Annotated in this window: 13 protein-coding genes and 1 pseudogene; 6 read left to right on the top strand and 8 right to left on the bottom strand. The window is 67.4% G+C overall.

The genetic code is table 11. The features are described 5' to 3' along the window. The 5 genes and pseudogenes from E4O86_RS00800 to E4O86_RS00820 all read left to right on the top strand — a co-directional run. A pseudogene (locus E4O86_RS00800) lies at positions 1 to 387 on the top strand (P-type conjugative transfer protein TrbL); the annotation flags it as partial. A gap of 2 nt (positions 388 to 389) precedes the next feature. After that, complete coding sequence (gene trbF, locus E4O86_RS00805) at positions 390 to 1,076, top strand: conjugal transfer protein TrbF (RefSeq protein WP_161138619.1); 687 nt, start codon at positions 390 to 392, stop codon at positions 1,074 to 1,076. After that, complete coding sequence (gene trbG, locus E4O86_RS00810; RefSeq protein ID WP_161138620.1) at positions 1,073 to 2,047, top strand: P-type conjugative transfer protein TrbG; 975 nt, start codon at positions 1,073 to 1,075, stop codon at positions 2,045 to 2,047. Before trbF ends, trbG begins: the two co-directional genes overlap by 4 nt. Then, entirely contained in the window at positions 2,044 to 3,234 is a 1,191-nt protein-coding gene (locus E4O86_RS00815; RefSeq protein WP_161138621.1) for a TraB/TrbI/VirB10 family type IV secretion system protein, read from the top strand. The genes trbG and E4O86_RS00815 overlap by 4 nt, the downstream gene beginning before the upstream one ends. Before the next feature lie 3 nt (positions 3,235 to 3,237). Then, on the top strand, positions 3,238 to 3,522 hold the full coding sequence (locus E4O86_RS00820) for a DUF2274 domain-containing protein (protein ID WP_161138622.1): 285 nt from the start codon (positions 3,238 to 3,240) through the stop codon (positions 3,520 to 3,522). On the opposite strand, the gene E4O86_RS00825 is transcribed toward E4O86_RS00820, so the two are convergent. The 5 genes from E4O86_RS00825 to ppsA form a co-directional block, all read right to left on the bottom strand. Continuing rightward, entirely contained in the window at positions 3,472 to 4,461 is a 990-nt protein-coding gene (locus tag E4O86_RS00825; RefSeq protein ID WP_161138623.1) for a LysR substrate-binding domain-containing protein, read from the bottom strand. The two genes, E4O86_RS00820 and E4O86_RS00825, sit on opposite strands and share 51 nt — an antisense overlap. 463 nt (positions 4,462 to 4,924) lie before the next feature. Further along, on the bottom strand, positions 4,925 to 5,158 hold the full coding sequence (locus tag E4O86_RS00830) for a DUF2934 domain-containing protein (protein WP_246206051.1): 234 nt from the start codon (positions 5,156 to 5,158) through the stop codon (positions 4,925 to 4,927). Then, positions 5,155 to 7,395, bottom strand: coding sequence for a glycogen debranching protein GlgX (gene glgX / locus E4O86_RS00835; RefSeq protein ID WP_161138625.1), 2,241 nt, complete (start codon positions 7,393 to 7,395; stop codon positions 5,155 to 5,157). Before glgX ends, E4O86_RS00830 begins: the two co-directional genes overlap by 4 nt. Beyond that, a complete protein-coding gene (locus E4O86_RS00840) occupies positions 7,388 to 8,398 on the bottom strand; it encodes a hydroxyacid dehydrogenase (protein WP_161138626.1) in 1,011 nt (336 codons plus the stop codon). Before E4O86_RS00840 ends, glgX begins: the two co-directional genes overlap by 8 nt. After that, entirely contained in the window at positions 8,395 to 10,821 is a 2,427-nt protein-coding gene (ppsA, locus tag E4O86_RS00845) for a phosphoenolpyruvate synthase (protein ID WP_161138627.1), read from the bottom strand. The genes E4O86_RS00840 and ppsA overlap by 4 nt, the downstream gene beginning before the upstream one ends. Before the next feature lie 320 nt (positions 10,822 to 11,141). Here ppsA and E4O86_RS00850 point away from each other — a divergent pair, with 320 nt between their 5' ends. Further along, complete coding sequence (locus tag E4O86_RS00850; protein WP_161138628.1) at positions 11,142 to 12,347, top strand: phospholipase D-like domain-containing protein; 1,206 nt, start codon at positions 11,142 to 11,144, stop codon at positions 12,345 to 12,347. 32 nt (positions 12,348 to 12,379) lie between these two features. On the opposite strand, the gene E4O86_RS00855 is transcribed toward E4O86_RS00850, so the two are convergent. The 3 genes from E4O86_RS00855 to otsB form a co-directional block, all read right to left on the bottom strand. Then, positions 12,380 to 13,165 carry a PRC-barrel domain-containing protein gene (locus tag E4O86_RS00855; RefSeq protein WP_205520554.1) on the bottom strand — a complete coding sequence of 262 codons (786 nt, stop codon included), beginning with the start codon at positions 13,163 to 13,165 and terminating at the stop codon, positions 12,380 to 12,382. A 191-nt stretch (positions 13,166 to 13,356) separates the two neighbouring features. Further along, positions 13,357 to 13,869, bottom strand: coding sequence for an EF-hand domain-containing protein (locus E4O86_RS00860; RefSeq protein ID WP_343039056.1), 513 nt, complete (start codon positions 13,867 to 13,869; stop codon positions 13,357 to 13,359). Positions 13,870 to 14,022: 153 nt separating this feature from the next. After that, positions 14,023 to 18,066 carry a trehalose-phosphatase gene (gene otsB / locus E4O86_RS00865; protein ID WP_205520556.1) on the bottom strand — a complete coding sequence of 1,348 codons (4,044 nt, stop codon included), beginning with the start codon at positions 18,064 to 18,066 and terminating at the stop codon, positions 14,023 to 14,025. Positions 18,067 to 18,223: the final 157 nt, after the last annotated feature.

The following is an 18,223-nucleotide window of genomic DNA, read 5'->3' on the forward strand; positions in this document are numbered from 1 at the left end:
GGCGGCGCGTCCGTCGCCGGCGGCGCGGTCGGCGCCTACCAGGCCGGATCGGCCGGCCAGAGCGGACTCGGCGGCGTGGCGGCCGGGACGAGAGGCGTGGCGAAGGCCAGCGCGATGACCGCGACGAGCCCGCTGCGCCGCGCAGCCGCGTCGATGCGCGAGAGCTACGTCGCAGGCGGCCAAACCAGTGCCGCCTATGCGGGTGGTCCACCGCCGGCCGCGGCCGCTTCCACCTCTTCTGCCGCCGCTGACGGTTCGCCCGCTTGGGCGCGGCGCATGCGCCAGAGCCAAGCCATGAGCCACGGGGCGACCGCCGTCGCTCACGCACTTAAGTCCGGCGATGCCGGCGGCAGCGGCACCTCCATCAGCCTGTCTGAGAGGGACTGAGGATGTTCTTCAAGCGAGCGAGCGTCCGCTACGGCAAGACGCCCGAACCCGAGACCCCGTATCAGCGCGCGGCGCAAGCCTGGGACGAGCGCATCGGCTCCGCCCGCGTCCAAGCCAAGAACTGGCGGCTCATGGCCTTGGGCGAGCTCGCGCTCGTCGCCGGCCTCTCGGCCGCGCTCGTCTTCCAGTCCGCCCGCGGCACCGTCACGCCCTGGGTGGTGCAGGTCGATCGGCTGGGCCAAGCCCAGGCCGTCAAACCGGCGGTCGCCGACTACCGCCCGACCGACCCGCAGATCGCCTGGCACCTCGCCCGCTTCGTCGAGAACGTCCGCTCGATCCCGGCCGACCCGATCGTGCTCAGGCAGAACTGGCTCCGCGCTTACGACTTCACCACCGACCGCGGCGCGGCCGCGCTCAACGACTTCGCCCGCGCCAACGATCCGTTCGCCAGGGTCGGCCGGGAGCAGGTCGCGGTCGAGATCTCGAGCGTCATCCGGGCGTCGGAAAACAGCTTCCGCGTCGCCTGGATCGAGCGGCGCTACCAAGAGGGCCAGCTCGCCGCGACCGAGCGGTGGACGGCGATCCTGACGGTGGTGCTGCAGACCCCGCGCGATGCCGAGCGGCTGCGCAAGAACCCGCTCGGCGTCTACGTCCACGCCCTCAACTGGTCCCGGGAACTCAGCCAATGACCCCGCCGCACATCCGCCGAGCCGGAACGGCGGCTCTCCTCGTTTCCGGCTTTGCGCTTGGCGGTTGCCAGACCTTCAAGCCGCCCGCGATCGATTACGATGCCAGCGTCCCACCGCTACCAACCCCAGTCGCCGCAACCGTGCAGGACACCGGCCCGCGTCCGCTGCACCGGCCACCCGCCGTGACGCCCTCGCGCGGCGGTGCGGGGAGCGAGGCGAGCGACCCCTTGGAGCGGGTCGCGATCGCCAACCGCGCCGCCCGGATCGAACCGCGGCGCGAGGGCTATTACAACGCCGTCCAGGTCTACAGCTTCAGCCCCGGCGCGCTCTACCGAATTTATGCCTCGCCCGGGAAGGTCACCGACATCGCGCTCGAGTACGGCGAACAGCTCACCGGCACCGGGCCGATCGCGGCCGGCGACACGGCGCGCTGGATCATCGGCGACACGACGAGCGGCGCAGGCGAGACCTGGCGCGTGCATGTGCTCATCAAGCCGACCCGGCCCGACATCGACACCAACCTCGTCATCAACACCGACCGGCGCACCTACCACCTTGAGCTCCTGTCGCGGGAGCGCACGCACATGCCGTCAGTCGCCTGGTTCTACCCGCAAGATCCGACGCGGCCCCGCACTGCCGTGCCGACCACGCCGGCGCCGCCCGATCCCGCCAACGTGCGCTTCCGCTACGCGATCGAGATCCAAGGCGAGGCGCCTCCGTGGCGGCCGCGGCGGGTCTTCGACGACGGGCGCAAGGTCTACATCGAGTTCGCGCCCGGCATCGTGCAGGGCGAGATGCCGCCGCTGTTCGTGATCGGCGCCGACGGCAAGACTGAGGTCGTCAACTATCGCGCCTACGGCAACTACCTGATCGTCGACCGGCTGTTCGCGGCGGCCGAGCTGCGCCTCGGCGCCGGGAAGACCCAGCAGGTAGTGCGGATCGTGCGAACGGACGGGAGGCGGACATCGTGAGCGAAGAACGCCCGAAAGGGGAGAAGGAGATCGCGCAGGAGCTGCGCCTGCGGCCGGAGCCGCCGCGGGTCACCCGGCTGTCGCGCAAGGTGCTGACCGCGCTCGGCGCCGTGGCAGGTCTCGGGATTGGCGGGGCGCTCCTGTTCGCACTTCAGACGCGCGATGCGGACACGCCGGCCGAGCTCTACAACACGGATCGCAAGCCGACCGCGGATGGTTTGGTCACCTTGCCGCGGGATTATTCGGGGCTGCCAAGGGACGTGCCGCAGCTCGGGCCGCCGCTTCCGGGTGACCTCGGCCGTCCGATCGTCTCGGCTCAGAACCGGGGTCAGCCCGTGCCGGTCCCGCCCACGGCTGCCCCACCCGTACCGCAGATCGACCCGGCCGAGCAGCGTCGCCTCCAGGAGATGGAAGCAGCGCGGGTGAGCCGACTGTTCGCGCAGACGGAGGGCATAACGCAGTCGGCGGTTCCGATCGGCGCTGCCGGCGGGGAGGGGACGCCATCCGCCGAACGCCGGACCTCCGACGACGCGATCGCGCAGAACGGCCAGGATCGCAAGCTCGCGTTCCTGAACGCGGCCGTCGATCGCCGCACCGTCAGCCCGGATCGCGTCCGTGCGCCGGCGAGTCCCTACGTGCTGCAGGCCGGCAACGTCATCCCGGCCGCGATGGTCACCGGCTTGCGCTCCGACCTGCCGGGCCAGGTGGTCGCGCAGGTGACTGAGAACGTCTACGACAGCCCAAGCGGCCGCTATCTTTTGATCCCGCAGGGCTCGCGCCTAACCGGTCAGTACGACGCCCAGGTCTCGTTCGGGCAGTCGCGCGTCCTGCTCGTCTGGAACCGGCTGCTGCTCCCGAACGGCCGCTCGATCGTGCTGGAGCGCCAGCCGGGCACGGACGGCGGCGGCTACGCGGGGCTGGAGGACGGCGTGAACTACCACTGGGGCCGCCTGCTCATGGCCGCGGGCCTCGCCACGCTGCTCGGGGTCGCAACGGAGCTCGGTCAGGACGACGAGGACGAGATCGCCCGCGCCATCCGCGAGAGCGGCCAGGACACGGTCGGGCGCGCCGGCGACCAGCTCGTGCGCCAGCAGATGAACGTGCAGCCGACGCTCACCGTCCGGCCTGGCTTCCCGGTGCGGGTGATCGTCACCCGTGACCTCGTCCTCGAGCCATACAGGGGGTGATCCATGGCGAAGCTGAAGCTCGGACCGCTGGTGGATGACAAGCCGATCAGGCTCACGATCGAGCTGCCGGCGCAGGTACATCGCGATCTTGCCGCCTATGCCGAGGTGCTGGGTCGGGAGGGCGGCCAGCCAGTGGAGCCGGCAAAGCTCGTTGCCCCGATGCTGGCGCGCTTTATGGCTACCGACAGGGCATTTAGGCGGCTCAAGCGCAGCGACACGAGCGCCCTATCGCGTGCTTCAGATAGCGCCGAACAGCATCGTGGAGATCGACGCGAGCCAGGAGGCTAGCTTTCCGCTCGCCAGGCGGCCCTGCACCTTGAGGCGGTCGCGGAGCATGGCCACAAAGCGGTGCCGGACTGGATTGTCGTTTCCGACAAGCCAAACGGCGGTGACCGGAATGGACGCGTTGGCTTCTGCAATCGGCCGGAATGCCACGCCGGGATAACTCGCGCCTGCTGCCGAGATCCCGAGTACTGTGGCTCCAAATCCCAGCCCGATCATTCCGAGGAGCGCCTCGCGAGAGATGAAATGCTCCTCGGCCTGGAGATGGCTGTCGGGCGCGATTCGGCCAGCAAGAAGGGCTGTGAGCACCGAGCCACTTTCCCAAGTCCGCATCACCATTGAAGCCTTGGCGAGATCCGACCAGGTGACCGTGTCCTGGGAGGCTAACACGCAGTCTTCAGGAAGTGCCGCCACCAGCGGCTCGTCCCAGAGACGCAGTGTGGCGAACTCCGGCGAGCTAACCTCGAGCACCGTGAAAGCCAAGTCGATTCTGAGTTCGCGCAAGGCGGTCAGAAGATCGGACGGGCTGCCTTCGTAGAGCTCGATCATGACCTCCGGACTGGCGCGCCGGAAGGCAAGAAGGGCCTCGCGCAGTGGGCCGGCACTGAGGGAGAGGTAAAAGCCAAGCGGCAGTAGCCCAGCCTCCGCTCGCCCTACGCGCATTGCGAGACCGAGCACCTGATCAACCTCACGGATGATTCTCCGAGCGGCTCGGAGCAGGTGCCTGCCGACGAATGTTAGATGCACGCCGCGAGGGTGGCGCTCGAACAAGTTGGTGTGGAGCCGATCTTCAAGACGCTGAATATGTTGGCTCACTGTAGGTTGTAGCACGCCGAGTGCCGAAGCGGCGCCGCTGAAGCTCCCGGCGTCAGCCACCGCGATGAAGTAGCGGAGCTGGCGCAGTTCTATGCTCCTGTGCCGGTCAGGGCGCTGTCCCGGCACCATGGCTTAGCTAGCCTCGGAGAGGTAGCTGTGCAGCCGTCGGTACCGGAAGTACGAAGCAAGACGGAGCGCGCCCGATTGGCTCATTGCTCTGCCCTGGTGCAGTAAACCAGCCGAGGCTGAAGCAGGCGCTGGGGACGGAAGACCAACGCGCCTAGCCATCCGGGCCCCTCTGATACAGCCCAAAGAACAGGCCGCAGTCGACGAGCACGCGCCCGTCCGGCGTCCAGGAGGTTTTTCGACCCGGCGACACGGCGCCGCCAAGGAAGGTGAGCGGCGGTGCCGCCGTGCGGCCCGCTTTCCGTCCTCGCGAGCGCCATTGCCGCGTCGGAGATGTGGTTTCAGTCGTCATACTTCATCTCACTGCGGCTCGCACCGGAACGCTCAAGGAACTCGGAGAGAGCCCCGCGGCGGATCATCAGGTTGTCACCAGCGACAGAACGCTCGCGTTGACTGGGTCCAGGGTTCAGCGCCGTCGAGCCGGCTCTGGTTGACTTTCCTTCGCGGCCGGCTCTTCATCGGCGACACTTTCGGCGTCTTGCCCAGCCTCGATCTCCGCCTTCGCGGCAAACCAGTGATCGAGATGCTTCCCTTCGGGGCAGTTCTCGCGCTCCCAGAGCAAGTAGGCGCGCCGACGGATCCGCGATTCCACCTCCTCGTTCATCTCCGTGCCCTCGTTCATCTTGGTGCCCTTGTTCATGACATCTCTCCTGCTTTGCCGTCTTCCGCTCGGTTGTCCCATGATGGCCCAGGTGGATCCCCCGTCCGCCGGGACACCAGGACCATCGTCGTTCCTGTTTCGAGGCCGATCTCGTGCACGGCGCCGAGGGAGGGCTCGTCGCCGAAGTCCGGTGCGTCGTCTGGGGCAGTTTTCGACGTATCGATGGCAACGCACCACGGCTCCGCCCGCGGCGTCGGCAGAACGAATCGGCAGGGCCCATGAGCGGCGTTGAAGAGCAGGCACAGGGTTGCGTGGCTGCCGCGGACAAGGCAGGCCAGCCGGTTGTCGGGCCCGTGCCAGTCCGGCGTACCGCCCTTGGCCCCGAGCCAGGCGACGTCCGCGTCGGTGTAGAAGCTCTCGGCGCGCAGAACCGGATGCGCGTTGCGGAAGGCGATCAGCCGTTGGACGAAGCGTACCAGCTCCGCGTTCCGCTCGACGAGCGACCAGTCGTACCAGGAGATCGCATTGTCCTGGCAGTAAGCGTTGTTGTTGCCGCTTTGCGTGCGACGGAACTCGTCGCCGCCGAGCAGCATCGGCACGCCGCGCGAGAGCAGAAGCGTGGCGAGCAGGTTCTTGATCTGCCGCAGGCGCATGGCCTCGACGCGCGGATCGTCCGTCGGGCCATCAGCGCCGTTGTTGTCGCTGTGATTCTCGTCGAGACCGTCCCGGCCTCCCTCGCCGTTGGCCGCGTTGTGCTTGCGCGCGTAGCTCACGAGGTCGTTGAGCGTGAAGCCGTCATGGCTCGTGACGAAGTTGACGCTGTTGAGCGGGCTTTCGCCCCCGCCGCGGTAAAGGTCGCTGCTGCCGGCCAGCCGGGTCGCGAAGGCTCCTGTCATACCAGGGTCGCCGCGCCAGAAGCGCCGCACGTCGTCGCGGTAGTGGCAATTCCACTCGGCCCAGCGCCGGCCGGGGAAATGTCCCACCTGGAAGGCGCCCCCGGCGTCCCAGGCCTCGGCGATAAGCTTCACGTCGCGCAGGATCGGGTCCTCGGCGATCTGCTCCAGCAGCGGTGGGTTCGGCAAGAGATCGCCGCGGGAGTCTCGCCCGAGCACCGAGGCGAGGTCGAAGCGGAAGCCGTCGACGTGGTACTGCACCACCCAGTGCCGCAGGCAGTCCACGATCATGCCGCGCACCACCGGATGATTGCAGTTCAATGTGTTGCCGCAGCCGGTGTAGTCCGCATACTCGCCGTCCGGTGTCAGGATGTAGTAGATCGCGTTGTCGAGCCCGCGGAAGCTGTAGGTCGGGCCGGTCCTTCCGCCTTCGCCCGTGTGGTTGAAGACGACGTCCAGGATGACCTCGATGCCCGCCCGGTGCAGCTCGCGCACCATGGTCTTGAAGGCGGCAAGCTCGCCGCCCGGCGCGACATCGCCCGCGTAGTCCGGCATCGGCGCGAACAGGGCAACGGGGTTGTAGCCCCAGTAGTCCCGCAGCACCTCGCCAGTGAGCGGGTTTCGTCGGTCTATTGCATCCGGGACGAAGGCCTGTACCGGCATCAGCTCGAGCGTGGTCACGCCCAGCGCCTGAAAGTAGGGGATCTTCTCGATCACGCCGAGATACTGGCCGGGATGGCGGACGCCGGACGAGGGATGGATCGTCAGCCCCCGGACGTGGGTCTCGTAGATGACGGTCTCGCTCCAGGGACGGCGCGGCGGATTGGCGTCCTCCCAATCGAACCGCTCGTCGGCGATCATGCACCGGATGCCCGGCGCCGGAGACGGCGTCGGGGCCGAAACCAGGCTGGACGCGCCGTTGCCGGGCAAGCCGGCGACGGCGCCGGCGTAGGGGTCGAGCAGAACCCGATTCGGATCGAACACATGCCCTGCGGCCGGGACGCGTGGACCATCGGCCTGGAGCGCATAGAATTTCCCGCGAAGGTCTCCCGATAGGCGGGTATGCCAGATGTCCCCGGTCCGATGACGCCGCGGGTCGAAATTGATGCGGGCGGTCGGTTCGACCTGGGCGGCATCGTCGAACAGCAGCAGCGTCATGCGCGTGGCATGTCGGCTGAACACGGCGAGGTTCACGCCATTCCAGCATTCGTGCAGGCCAAGCGGCAGCGGTTCGCCGTCGCCGATTTGGACCGCATGAAGGCGACCGGTGGTCGGCGTGGCTGCCTCGTTCGCCGGCTTGCCTGAGCAGACGGATTTCACGGACTGACCCGCGGCGTCGGCCCGAGGCCGCTCAGGCACCAGTGCGGAGCCGCGCTTAGCCATGCGACACCACGTTCCGGGGTTCGCCTCGCGCGAAAGCCTCAATGTTGTCGAGCGTGGTCTCGATGATGCGGCCAACGGCGCTGTCGGTGTTGTAGGCGTTGTGCGGCGTCACGATCACGTTCGGGAAGCGGAGCAGCACGTGATTGGCCACGAGGGCTCGCAAGTCGTGGCCGTCCGCTGGCGCGTCGGCACGGAAGATCTGCGCCTCCTCGCGGATCAGCGGCTCCTGCGGCAGCACGTCGAGCCCGGCCGCCCTGAGCCGGCCATCCGCGAGCGCCCGCACCAGCGCGGGGATGTCGATTATGTTGCCCCGGGCCGTGTTGATCACCACCGCGCCCGGCTTCATCAGCCCAAACGCCCGGTCGGACAGCAGGCCCGCGGTCTCCGGCGTGGCAGGCACGTGCAGCGTCAGCACGTCGGCCGTCGCGAGCACAGCATCGACATCGGCGTAGCGGAAGCCGAGCCGCTGCGCCGCCGCCTCGTCGGGATGAAGATCGAAGGCAAGGACCGTCATGCCGAAGCCTTTGGCGATCTCGATGGCCCGGCGTCCGATGCGACCTGTCCCGATCACGCCGAGCGTCTTGTCCCGCAACTCGAAGCCGCGCAGGCCGGATTGTGAGAAGTTGCCGCGCCGCGTCCGCTCGACCGCCTCGACCAGGTGACGGGCCACCGCGAGCAGCAGGGCGAATGCGTGCTCCGCGACCGTCGAGTCGCCGTAGTCCGGAACGTTGCTGACGACGATTCCGCGGCTGCGGCAATAGTCTAGGTCAATGTGGTCGTATCCCGTCGAGCGCGTTGCGATGAGCTTCAGCTCTGGGAAGCGCATCAGGACGGCTGCACTCAGGGTCGAGTTGACGAAAGTGCTGATGGTTTCGGCCTCGGCGTGATTGGAAACTGCTTCCTCGTCGAGCGCGTCGCGGGTGCAGACCACCTGATGCTCCGGCTGCAGCCGCAGGCACGCCTGGTGCTCCCATTCCTCCGTTTCGAAGACCACGACCTTCATCGGGCACCTCGCGACCGGTCTGCTTTGCGACGGGACGCCGGCGCCTGCTGGCTTTCGACTTCGGCTACATGCCGGACCGTCGCGACGAAGCTGTCGGGATTGAGCGAGATGGAGTCGATCCCTTCCTCGACCAGGAAGGCGGCGAAGTCGGGGTAGTTGCTGGGGGCTTGGCCGCAGATGCCGATCTTGATCCCCGCCGCATGCGCCTTGCCGATCGCCTCGCGGATGGCGCGCTTAACCGCCTCGCTGCGCTCGTCGAACAGCGGCGCGAGATCGCCCGAGTCGCGATCAACGCCGAGGATCAGCTGGGTGAGGTCGTTCGAGCCGATCGAGAAGCCGTCGAAGCGCGTCGCGAACTCCTCGGCCAGGATCACGTTGGAGGGGATCTCGCACATCATGTAGACTTGCAGCCCGTCCTCGCCGCGTCTCAGCCCGTACTCGGCCATGACCGCGAGCACCCGGTCGGCCTCCTCCGGCGTGCGGCAGAACGGCACCATGACGATGACGTTGGGGAGGCCGATCTCGTCGCGGACCTTGCGCAGCGCCCGGCATTCGAGCGCGAAGCCCTCGCGATAGCGCGCGTCGTAATAGCGCGAAGCGCCGCGCCAGCCGAGCATCGGGTTCTCCTCCTTGGGCTCGAAGGCGGCGCCGCCGATGAGATGGGCGTACTCATTGGTTTTGAAGTCGCTGAGCCGCACGATCACGGGATGGGGATGGAAGGGAGCGGCGATCTTGGCGATGCCGCGCGCGAGCTGTTCGACGAAATGGTCGCGCGGATCGCGATACCCGCGGGTCAGCTCTTCGATCTGGCGGCCGGCTTGACGATCCTCGACCCGGTCGGGGTGGACCAGCGCCATCGGATGGACCTTGATGATGTTGTTGATGATGAATTCCATCCGCGCCAGCCCGACGCCCTTCGCCGGCAGGCGCCACCATTGGAACGCAGCGCCCGGGCTGGCGATGTTCACCATCATGGTGGTGCGCGTTTCAGGCAGTTGCGACAGATCGACTTCTGTCGCCTCAAAGGCGAGCTTACCCTCATAGACATGGCCCTCGTCGCCTTCGGCGCAGGACAGCGTGATCTCCTGTCCGTCGCGGAGGATCTCCGTGGCATGACCGGTGCCGACGATTGCCGGCACTCCCAACTCGCGGCCGACGATGGCGGCATGGCTGGTCGTGCCGCCATGGTCGGTGATGATGCCGGCCGCCTGCTTCATGATCGGCACCCAGTCCGGGTCGGTGATCTCGGTCACCAGGATCGCGCCTGGCCGAAAGCGATCGATCTCCTCGGCGGTCTTGATCACGCAGACCAAACCGGTTGCGATCGCCTGTCCGACCGCGGCGCCGGAGACAAGCCGCTTGCCCTTCTCCTTCAAGCGATAGACCTTCAGCGGCGCCGAGCCCTTGCTCGACTGCACCGTCTCCGGCCGCGCCTGGACGATGGCAAGCTCACCCGTCTCCCCGTCCTTGGCCCATTCCATGTCCATCGGCCGGCCGTAATGTTTCTCGATCACCACGGCCCATCGGGAGAGCTGCAGGATTTCCTCGTCAGCGAGCACGAACGATTCCCGTTCGCGCCGCGTAGTATCGAGGTTCTTGGTCCGCCCGCTGCCGCCCTCGGCATAGACCATCTTCTTTTCCTTCTCCCCCAGCGTCTTCTCGATGATCGGACGGAAGCGCGCCTCATCCAGCGCCGGCTTGAAGGCCAGGTACTTGTCGGGGTTGACCGCGCCCTGCACGACGTTCTCGCCGAGCCCCCAAGCTGCGCTGATGACGACCACGCCGGGAAAGCCGGTCTCGGTGTCGATGGAGAACATCACACCCGATCCCGCCTTGTCGGCGCGCACCATCTGCTGGATGCCAATCGAAAGGGCCACCTGCAGGTGGTCGAAACCCTTGGTCTCACGATAGCTGATGGCGCGGTCGGTGAAGAGCGAGGCGTAGCAGCGCCGGCAAGCCTCCAGGAGGGCCCGTTCGCCGCGCACGTTCAGGAATGTCTCCTGCTGCCCGGCGAAGCTGGCGTCGGGCAGGTCCTCGGCGGTGGCGCTCGAGCGCACGGCGACCGCTGCCTCGTCCCGACCGCTACGCCGAGAGAGCTCACGGTAGGAGGTCCGGATCGCCTCGGCGATCGGCTCGGGGAACTCGCCGTCGAGAAACAGCCGGCGAATCGCCGCGCCGGTTTCGTGCAGCGACGCCGCGCCGCTGTTCATCGCACCGAGGCGCTCGCGCAGACCCGCCTCGATGCCGTTCACCGCCACATACTCACGGTAGGCGGTCGCCGTGGTGGCAAACCCGTCCGGGACGTACACGCCCTCGCCCTTGAGGCTGCGCACCATCTCACCGAGCGAGGCGTTCTTACCGCCCACCTGCGCGACGTCGCCCGCGGTCAGCTCGTCAAACCAGGCGGTATAGGCAGAGGTCATCAGCTTACTCCATTCGCTCAAGCTCGAGCACAGCGTCTCTCGCGCCACCTTTCCGGCGGGCGGCCTGGTGTTCCTTACAGACGCTATAGCTGCCGCGTCCTTACACTTGCAGCGACACCGGGGTGCTCTCGGACGCACCTCGGCCCATGAAGGGCCTAGCGGCTGGAAACCAGCAGCGCCTAGCGACACAAGACCCCTTCCCGAGTGCGAGTGCGATTCGAGGAACTGCCGTTCTGTCGTTTGAATTCTGACGGATCATGCCGTCCTGAGGCACGGGCCAAGGTCGACCATTGCGCGCGTGGCAAGCAGGACATTTCGTGATGAGGATTGGAAACAGCGGCCCAGATCTCCTCGGAGGACGCGGCACCCGCGAACGTCAAGACCCGCAGAGACAGGCGGAGATTGCCCGTGATCTCGCCTTGATCTGCTTGCCTAGCCTTCGCGAGGGGCGGGGCGCTTTCCATCTCTTTGTGGAGGGCGACGATCTCTACGACGCAATGATTGCGGCAATTGATCGAGCCGAGCATCACATCCGCATGGAATCCTTCATCTTCGCGGCTGACGAGGTCGGACAACGGTTCGCATCTGCCCTTGGCCGCAAAGCCCGCGCTGGATTGGACGTACGTCTCCACCTCGACAGCTTCGGCTCCGCTTTCCGAGGGTTCCGGGACCTGCAGCGCGAGCTTGAAGGCGCGGGCGTGCGGTTCCAGTGGTTCCATCCCTTCCGACTCAGCCGTCCGCTCCAGTATCGTCAGCGCAACCATCGCAAGCTCCTTGTGGTCGACGAGCGGGAAGCGTTCCTGGGTGGCTTCAACATCCGGCGCTTGAACTCGCGCGCGCTCCACGGGGAAACACGCCAACGCGACAGCCATGTGCGCGTAGCCGGCGAGCTTGCGCCGCTGGCCGCTGTCTTGTTTGATCGGCTCTGGCACGACCACGGACAGCCTCGCGCTGAGGCTATTCCCGAAGACATGACGGGCCTGGAAGCCCTGCTCGTGCCCAGCTATTCCCACCACTGCCAGCAGCGGCTCGCCTGCCTACACGCGGGCCTGATCGAGAGCGCACGCCGGCACGTATATCTCACCTCGCCGTACTTCGGACCGGGTACGATCGTTGAGGCTGCGCTGCGGGCCGCCGCCGGGCGGGGCGTCGACGTGCGCCTTCTGGTACCTCGCCGGGGCGATCCGCCAGCAGCAGGCTGGGCGACCCGCGCTGCCTACGAGCCGCTTCTCGCTGCAGGCGTGCGGATCTACGAGTACCTGCCGCGCAAGCTCCACGCCAAGACGTCTGTCATTGACGAGGAGTGGGCCGTCGTCGGGTCGGCGAACCTCGACTATCTCAGCCTGTTCCTAAACCAGGAGCTGGTCTTGATCGCCCGAGACCGCACCCTGGCCGAGGCGCTGCGGGTCCAGTATCAACGGGATCTCGAGTGCACGGCGGAAGTGAGCCTGCACCAGTGGCGCCGCCGCAGCTGGAGGAGCCGCGGTCTCGAGCTAATGGGCTGGGTGGCGCGCCGGCTGCTGTGAACGAGGTGGAGAGGTCAGGCAGCCGGCAACCTTTACTTTTGCACGGCCCGACCCCAGTACTGGTCCAAGTTGCTGCGCCACGAATCGTCGGAAGTCTCCTCGAAACTTCCTCGCTCCACCTTGGGCGCCGACGCGAATGCGTCGATCGATGCATCCAGCACGAAAATCTCATGGTCCGCAGTGGCACGCAGATCAGCCCAGCGGATGGCGACCAACTCCTCACCCAGTCCCAGGAAGCCGCCGCGGGAGGCGAGCACATAGGCGATCGCCTGGCGCTCAGGATCGATCACGACATCCTCGATCTCGCCCAGCTTCTCGTCATCCGGCGTGCGGATATCTGCACCAACGACGACATCGGCGCGCATCAGGCGACTCATTTCGGTCACCGGCGTGGTCCGAGCCAGATGGGCGCGCCGCCATGCGGTCCGCGCGTTCGGGTCGTCGCTCTCGAGCCCGACCAGCTCCTGGTGCTCCTGATAGATTTCGCGCATGGACGCGAGCACCCTTTGGCAGGACTGCTCGTCGCCGTCGAGGGCATAGACGTAGGCGGCGTCGCGCAACGACTGCATCTTCTGTCGTGGCGTTCCGGTCATCCCGAACACGCTGTACCCGGCCCCGTACCCACCCGGTGCGACAACGCCGAACCCGACGCTTGCGAGTTCGTCTTCGAAGGCGCGCAGGTCCGTGAGACACTGCTGCGCCACCTGTCTCTCCTGGCCCGCCCCGCCCGGCAGCCCTTCGACATCCGCGGCGCGAACAGCCACAGGCATACTCATCGTAACGACAAGCGTGCAGGCAAGGTGATAAGACACACGCATCTTGCTCTTCCTCCGTTCAGGTGTTTCAAGGCGAGATTCCGGAAGAGGGCCCGTGCAGAGGCCGGCATGAACCACCAGCCCCGTTTTCCAGTGTCCGCTGCACAGGGCAGGCGCAGCAGCGGCTTTCGAACCGCTGCACACCTCCCGCCAGCTCCTACCGTTCGGCCGCCAAGGGCGCGGCCGCGCCAGCATCAGTCATCATCATCATCATCCCGACCGAAGCCGCCGCCATGGAAGAAGCTCTGCAGCTCTTCCCGGGTGAGCTTGCCGTCCTTATCGGTATCCGCATAGTTGAACATCCGCGCATGGGCGGCCTGAACCTCTTCCAGCGACAGCGCGCCATCGCCATCGGTGTCGACCAGGATCATCATCATGGTCATCATGCCAGGGCCCATCATGCGCGGGCCCATCCGATCAGGACGCCAGCCGTATCGATCCCGCCTGTCGGAGTCGATCATTCCGCGGCGGTGACCAGGACCACCGCTAGGGTCCATCATTCCCGGCCCCCTCTCATCGGACCGTTGTCCGGACATCGGGCCGGCGCCCTGTTGGGGCCTCATCATGTCGGGCTGGCCTTGCTGCATCATCCCAGGGCGACCCTGCTGCATCATCGGGCCGCCGGGGCCCTGCTGGGTCTGTGCAACGGCGGTGCCGGCCGCCAGAGCGAAGGCGGAAGCGGCCAGGGCCAGAAGCGTCCTTCTCACGTCGATTCTCCTCTCGGTTGGTGGTCTGAAAACCGGGTTGCGTTGGGCGTAAGTCGCTCTCGATCCGCCGCATATCCTCTGATCCCTTCAGGGCGGGAGCTTCATTCGTTTAGGATGCGCCCGGCCACCAAAGACGCACTCGTTGCCTAGTTGTTACACCTCCACTTGGCTTTCACCGGCCAGGCTTGCCGGGCCTCGCTGGGGGCGCCAGCCGCCGTCCTCAAGGTGGCAAGGGATATCGAGACGGGCACCCGCGCCGAATGGATAGGTCTCGTCGCGGACCGTGATCCGGCCTGGTCCGGCCCAGCCGTCGAGGGCCGAGACGATCATCCGCTCGCAGCCGATGTCGATCTGCAGCCAGTACTGCCGATAGCGGATGCGAAAGCGCAAGCCCTTCAGCTCCTGCGGCAGGCAGGGGTTGAGGCGCAGCACGTCGCCGCGGATCTCCAGACCCGTCTGGCCGCGCTGGACGAGGTCGACCGTGCCGGCCATGGCGCCGAGATGGATGCCCTCCGGCGTCGTGCCACCCTGCACGTCGGCGATGTCGCTCTCCAGCGCCTGCTTCAGCAGCGCCCAGGAGCGCGCCCGGTCTGAGCGCGCCAGCACCCAGGAATGGACGATCCCGCTCAATGTGGAGCCATTTGAGGTGCGCTGGAGATAGTACTCCACCGTGCGCGGGATCAGGTCGGGGTCGAAGGGGAAACCAAGCCTCGCGAACAGGGAGCCGAGCTCCTCCGAGGAAAAGAGGTAGAAGAGCATCAGGGCGTCGGCCTGCTTGGAGGCTTTATAGCGGTTCACCGTGTCGCCTTCCGCCTCCAGGATGCGGTCGAGGCGGTGGATGTCGCCGTACTTCTCGCGATAGCCGGCCCAGTCGAACTCCTCCAGCCGCTCATAGCCCTCGAACTGACTCATCACGCCGTCGTGGAACGGCACGAACATCGTCCGACTGATCTCCTCCCAGCGGGCGATCTCCTGCGGCCCGAGGGCGAGGGTCTCGTCCAACTCGGCGCGACGCTCCGGGTCGAGCAGCGTGCGCGCGTCCAGCGCCCGCAGCAGCACCCAGGCCGCCATGACGTTGGTGTAGGCGTTGTTGTCGAGGCCGGGCGCCTCGGCCCAGGGATAGCGGTCGTGGAACTCGTCCGGGCCCATCACGCCGCGGATCTCGTAGCGGCCGCGCTCGGGGTTGAAGGCGGCAATGCTGGCCCAGAAGCGGGCGATCTCGAACAGCATCTCGGCGCCGTAGAAGGCGAGGAACTCGCGGTCTTCGGTCGCCTCGTAGTAGCGCCAGACGTTGTAGGCGATGGCGGCGTTGACGTGGCGCTGCAAATGCGTGTTGTCAGGCAACCAGCGGCCGGACTTCGGGTTGAGGTGGAGGATCTGCGTCTCCTCGCGCCCGTCGCTGCCGCTCTGCCACGGGTACATCGCACCGCGATAGCCCGCCGCGCGCGCCAGCTGCCGCGCCGCCGGCAGGCGGCGGTGGCGGTAGCGCAAGAGCGCGCGGGTCAGCTCGGGGATGCGCAGGTTGAGGAACGGGAAGATGAACAGCTCGTCCCAGAAGATGTGGCCGCGATAGGCTTCGCCGTGCAACCCGCGCGCCGGCACGCCGGCGTCGAGTTCGACGGTGTTGAAGGAGACCGTCTGCAACAGGTGGAACACGTGCAGCCGCAGGATCATCTGCGTGCGTGGGTGGCCCTCCAGCACCAGGTCGCAGCGGCGCCACAGATGCGACCACGCCAGGACGTGGCCGGCCAGGAGAGCGCCGAAGCGCCCGGCGGCATGCAGTGTCTGCTCGGCGGCGATTCCTGGTTCCGACATGGCGCGGTCGCGGGAGGTGTGCAGGGCAACGACCTTTTCGACCGCGACCGACTGCCCTTCGGCCACAGCGAAAGAGAGCGCATGGGCGATATAGCCCTCCTCCTGCCGGATCTGCCGCTCGGCCTCGACCGGCCCCCCGCCCGCGAACACGTTCGTCCGTGCGGCCTGGGCAATCCGGATATGCGACTGGCTGGTTTCGACGATCAGCAGGATGCCGTCACCGCCGATCTCTCGCGCTTCGAGCGGGACGAGGTGCTTGCCGTTGAGCTGGCGATAACGGGGCACGCCGGCGTTGATGACGCGCCCGTCGAGAGCGGAGAGGACTTCGATCCGCCCCGACCAGTTCTCGGGCGTCAGCGTCCATTCGATTGCGGCGAGGTGCGGCGCGCCCATGTGCACGACGCGCCGGCCGACCAATGTCGTCTCCCGCCCTTGGCGGTCGCGCACGCGCATCGCGCGCCGCAGCACCCCCTGCTTCAAATCCAACTCCTGGCGGTAGGAGAGGATCTCGGCCGCCAGCAGATTGAGCCAGTCTCCGCCTTCCGGCCGGAAGGTGAGGGGCAGCCAGTTCGGCAGGTTGACGAGGTCCTCGTTCTCGATCACCCGCCCGGCGATCTCCGTCTCGATGCGGTTGTAGCCGCCCGCGAGGTAGGTGCCCGGATAATGGATGTCGTCGGCCTCCGCCTCCTCGGCGGCGCCGCGCGTGGCGAAATAGCCGTTGCCCAGGGTGCATAGCGCCTCGCGCAGCCCCTCACGGTCCGGCTCGAAGCCGTCGTAGCGAAGCGTCCAGTCGGTCGTCGCGCCGTCCAGCATGGCGGCCAGCTCGCCCAAAAAGCGGGCCGCCTCCTCGGTGTCGGACAGAACGTAATGCGCGACGGTCGGCTGCGGCGCCTCGGCGATGAGGATGCCGATGCCGCGGTTGGCAAGGGCGGCGAAGGCGTCCTCGTCGGTATCGTCATCGCCGAGATAGAGGGGCAGCACGTCCTCGTGGTCGAGCCCAAGCGCTGCCAGCAGCCACAGCACTGCTTTCCCCTTGTCCCAGTCAAGGCGCGGTCGCAGCTCGAAGACCTTCTTGCCGGTGGTCCGGCGCAGCTCCGGGGTCTCGGCGGCGACAGTCGCGACGGCGGCATCGACACGCGGCACCTCGTCATCGGCGACCAGGCGGTAGTGGACTGCGATAGCAAACTTCTTGCGCTCGACCAGCGCGCCGGCGGCGCCGGCCAGCTCCCGGCGCAGCCGCTCTTCCGCCCGGTCGAGCGCCGGCAGGAACTCGGCGGCGCGCTCATGCTCCTTGCGCAAGCCGCCCGGTCCGGCGATGTCGAAGCCGTGGCTGCCGGCATAGACGAGGCCGTCCAGCCCGACCAGCCGTTCGACCTCGGCGCGGTCGCGGCCGCTGACGATGGCCACCGTGCAGCGCTCCGCTAGCGCCTGCACGACGGCGCGCATCGCATCGGAGAGCACGGCGAGGTCGGGCCGGGCGACGATCGGGGTCAGCGTGCCGTCATAGTCGAGGAAGACGGCCGGACGCCTGCCGGCAAGGCGGGCCCGGATCTCGGCGGCGCGCGCGAGCGCGTTTGGGAGCGCAGCCGCACCGGGACGCAGCTTGGCGTCGTCGCAAAGCTCGGCAAGGTCGCCGACCACGATGTCGGCGCCGTTGGCCCGCAGCACGGCGCCGTCGCCGGCGCGGGCAACGCCGATGACCAGCCCAAACCCGCCGGCCCTGCCAGCCGCGACCCCGGCGATCGCGTCCTCGACGACCGCCGCCCGCGCCGGATCGACGCCGAGACGCTGCGCCGCCTCGAGAAAGGTCTCCGGGTGCGGCTTCCCTCTGAGGCCGAGGCGCGCCGCCTCCACCCCGTCGACCCGCACCTCGAACAGGTCCGATAGGCCTGCCGATTCGAGGACCGCCGTCGTGTTCTTGCTGGACGATACGAGCGCCACCCTCACGCCTCGCGCTTGAAGGTGGCGAATGAAAGCGACCGAGCTCTCGAACACCTCGACGCCACCTTGCGCCAGCAGCTCTTGGAAGATCGCGTTCTTGCGGTTGCCGAGGCCGCAGACCGTCTCCGCCTCGGACGGGTCGGCGGGATCGCCATAGGGCAGGGCGATGCCGCGCGATTCGAGAAAGCTGCGTACCCCCTCGTAGCGCGGCTTGCCGTCGACGAAGCGCTGGTAGTCTCCCTCGGCGTCAAACGGCCGGAAGGGCTCCCCCTGCTGCGCCGCCCGCCGCCCGAGATAATCGTCGAAGAGCTGCTTCCAGGCGGCGGCATGGAGGCCGGCCGTGCGCGTCACCACGCCGTCGAGATCGAATATGACGGCGTTGAGAGCGCTCTTGTCTCGCGCAGTCAGCTGGGCGTGGGTCATCGACATTCGTGCCTTCATGTTCGATCCGTCACGGAGCCTAACCCTCGAGCTCCTCTCGCGTCTTGCCGTGACCTCCTTAGAGACGCGCCGCAGCCCGTCTGGTTACACCTGTCCCGCCGTTCCCAGATCGGCGCCGGTGGCGGAAGTGTCCGGGGCACCGCAACGGCTGCGAAAC

Source organism: Propylenella binzhouense (assembly GCF_009866965.1).
Lineage (GTDB): Bacteria > Pseudomonadota > Alphaproteobacteria > Rhizobiales > Afifellaceae > Propylenella > Propylenella binzhouense.

Excerpts from the sequence above, each read along its gene's own strand:
- glgX (WP_161138625.1), bottom strand. The coding sequence starts at position 7,395 with ATGGCTAAGCGCGGCTCCGCACTGGTGCCTGAGCGGCCTCGGGCCGAC.
- E4O86_RS00855 (WP_205520554.1), bottom strand. The coding sequence starts at position 13,165 with ATGCGTGTGTCTTATCACCTTGCCTGCACGCTTGTCGTTACGATGAGT.
- trbG (WP_161138620.1), top strand. The coding sequence starts at position 1,073 with ATGACCCCGCCGCACATCCGCCGAGCCGGAACGGCGGCTCTCCTCGTT.
- ppsA (WP_161138627.1), bottom strand. The coding sequence starts at position 10,821 with ATGACCTCTGCCTATACCGCCTGGTTTGACGAGCTGACCGCGGGCGAC.
- E4O86_RS00840 (WP_161138626.1), bottom strand. The coding sequence starts at position 8,398 with ATGAAGGTCGTGGTCTTCGAAACGGAGGAATGGGAGCACCAGGCGTGC.
- E4O86_RS00830 (WP_246206051.1), bottom strand. The coding sequence starts at position 5,158 with ATGAACAAGGGCACCAAGATGAACGAGGGCACGGAGATGAACGAGGAG.
- otsB (WP_205520556.1), bottom strand. The coding sequence starts at position 18,066 with ATGAAGGCACGAATGTCGATGACCCACGCCCAGCTGACTGCGCGAGAC.
- trbF (WP_161138619.1), top strand. The coding sequence starts at position 390 with ATGTTCTTCAAGCGAGCGAGCGTCCGCTACGGCAAGACGCCCGAACCC.
- E4O86_RS00850 (WP_161138628.1), top strand. The coding sequence starts at position 11,142 with ATGAGGATTGGAAACAGCGGCCCAGATCTCCTCGGAGGACGCGGCACC.
- E4O86_RS00825 (WP_161138623.1), bottom strand. The coding sequence starts at position 4,461 with ATGGTGCCGGGACAGCGCCCTGACCGGCACAGGAGCATAGAACTGCGC.
- E4O86_RS00820 (WP_161138622.1), top strand. The coding sequence starts at position 3,238 with ATGGCGAAGCTGAAGCTCGGACCGCTGGTGGATGACAAGCCGATCAGG.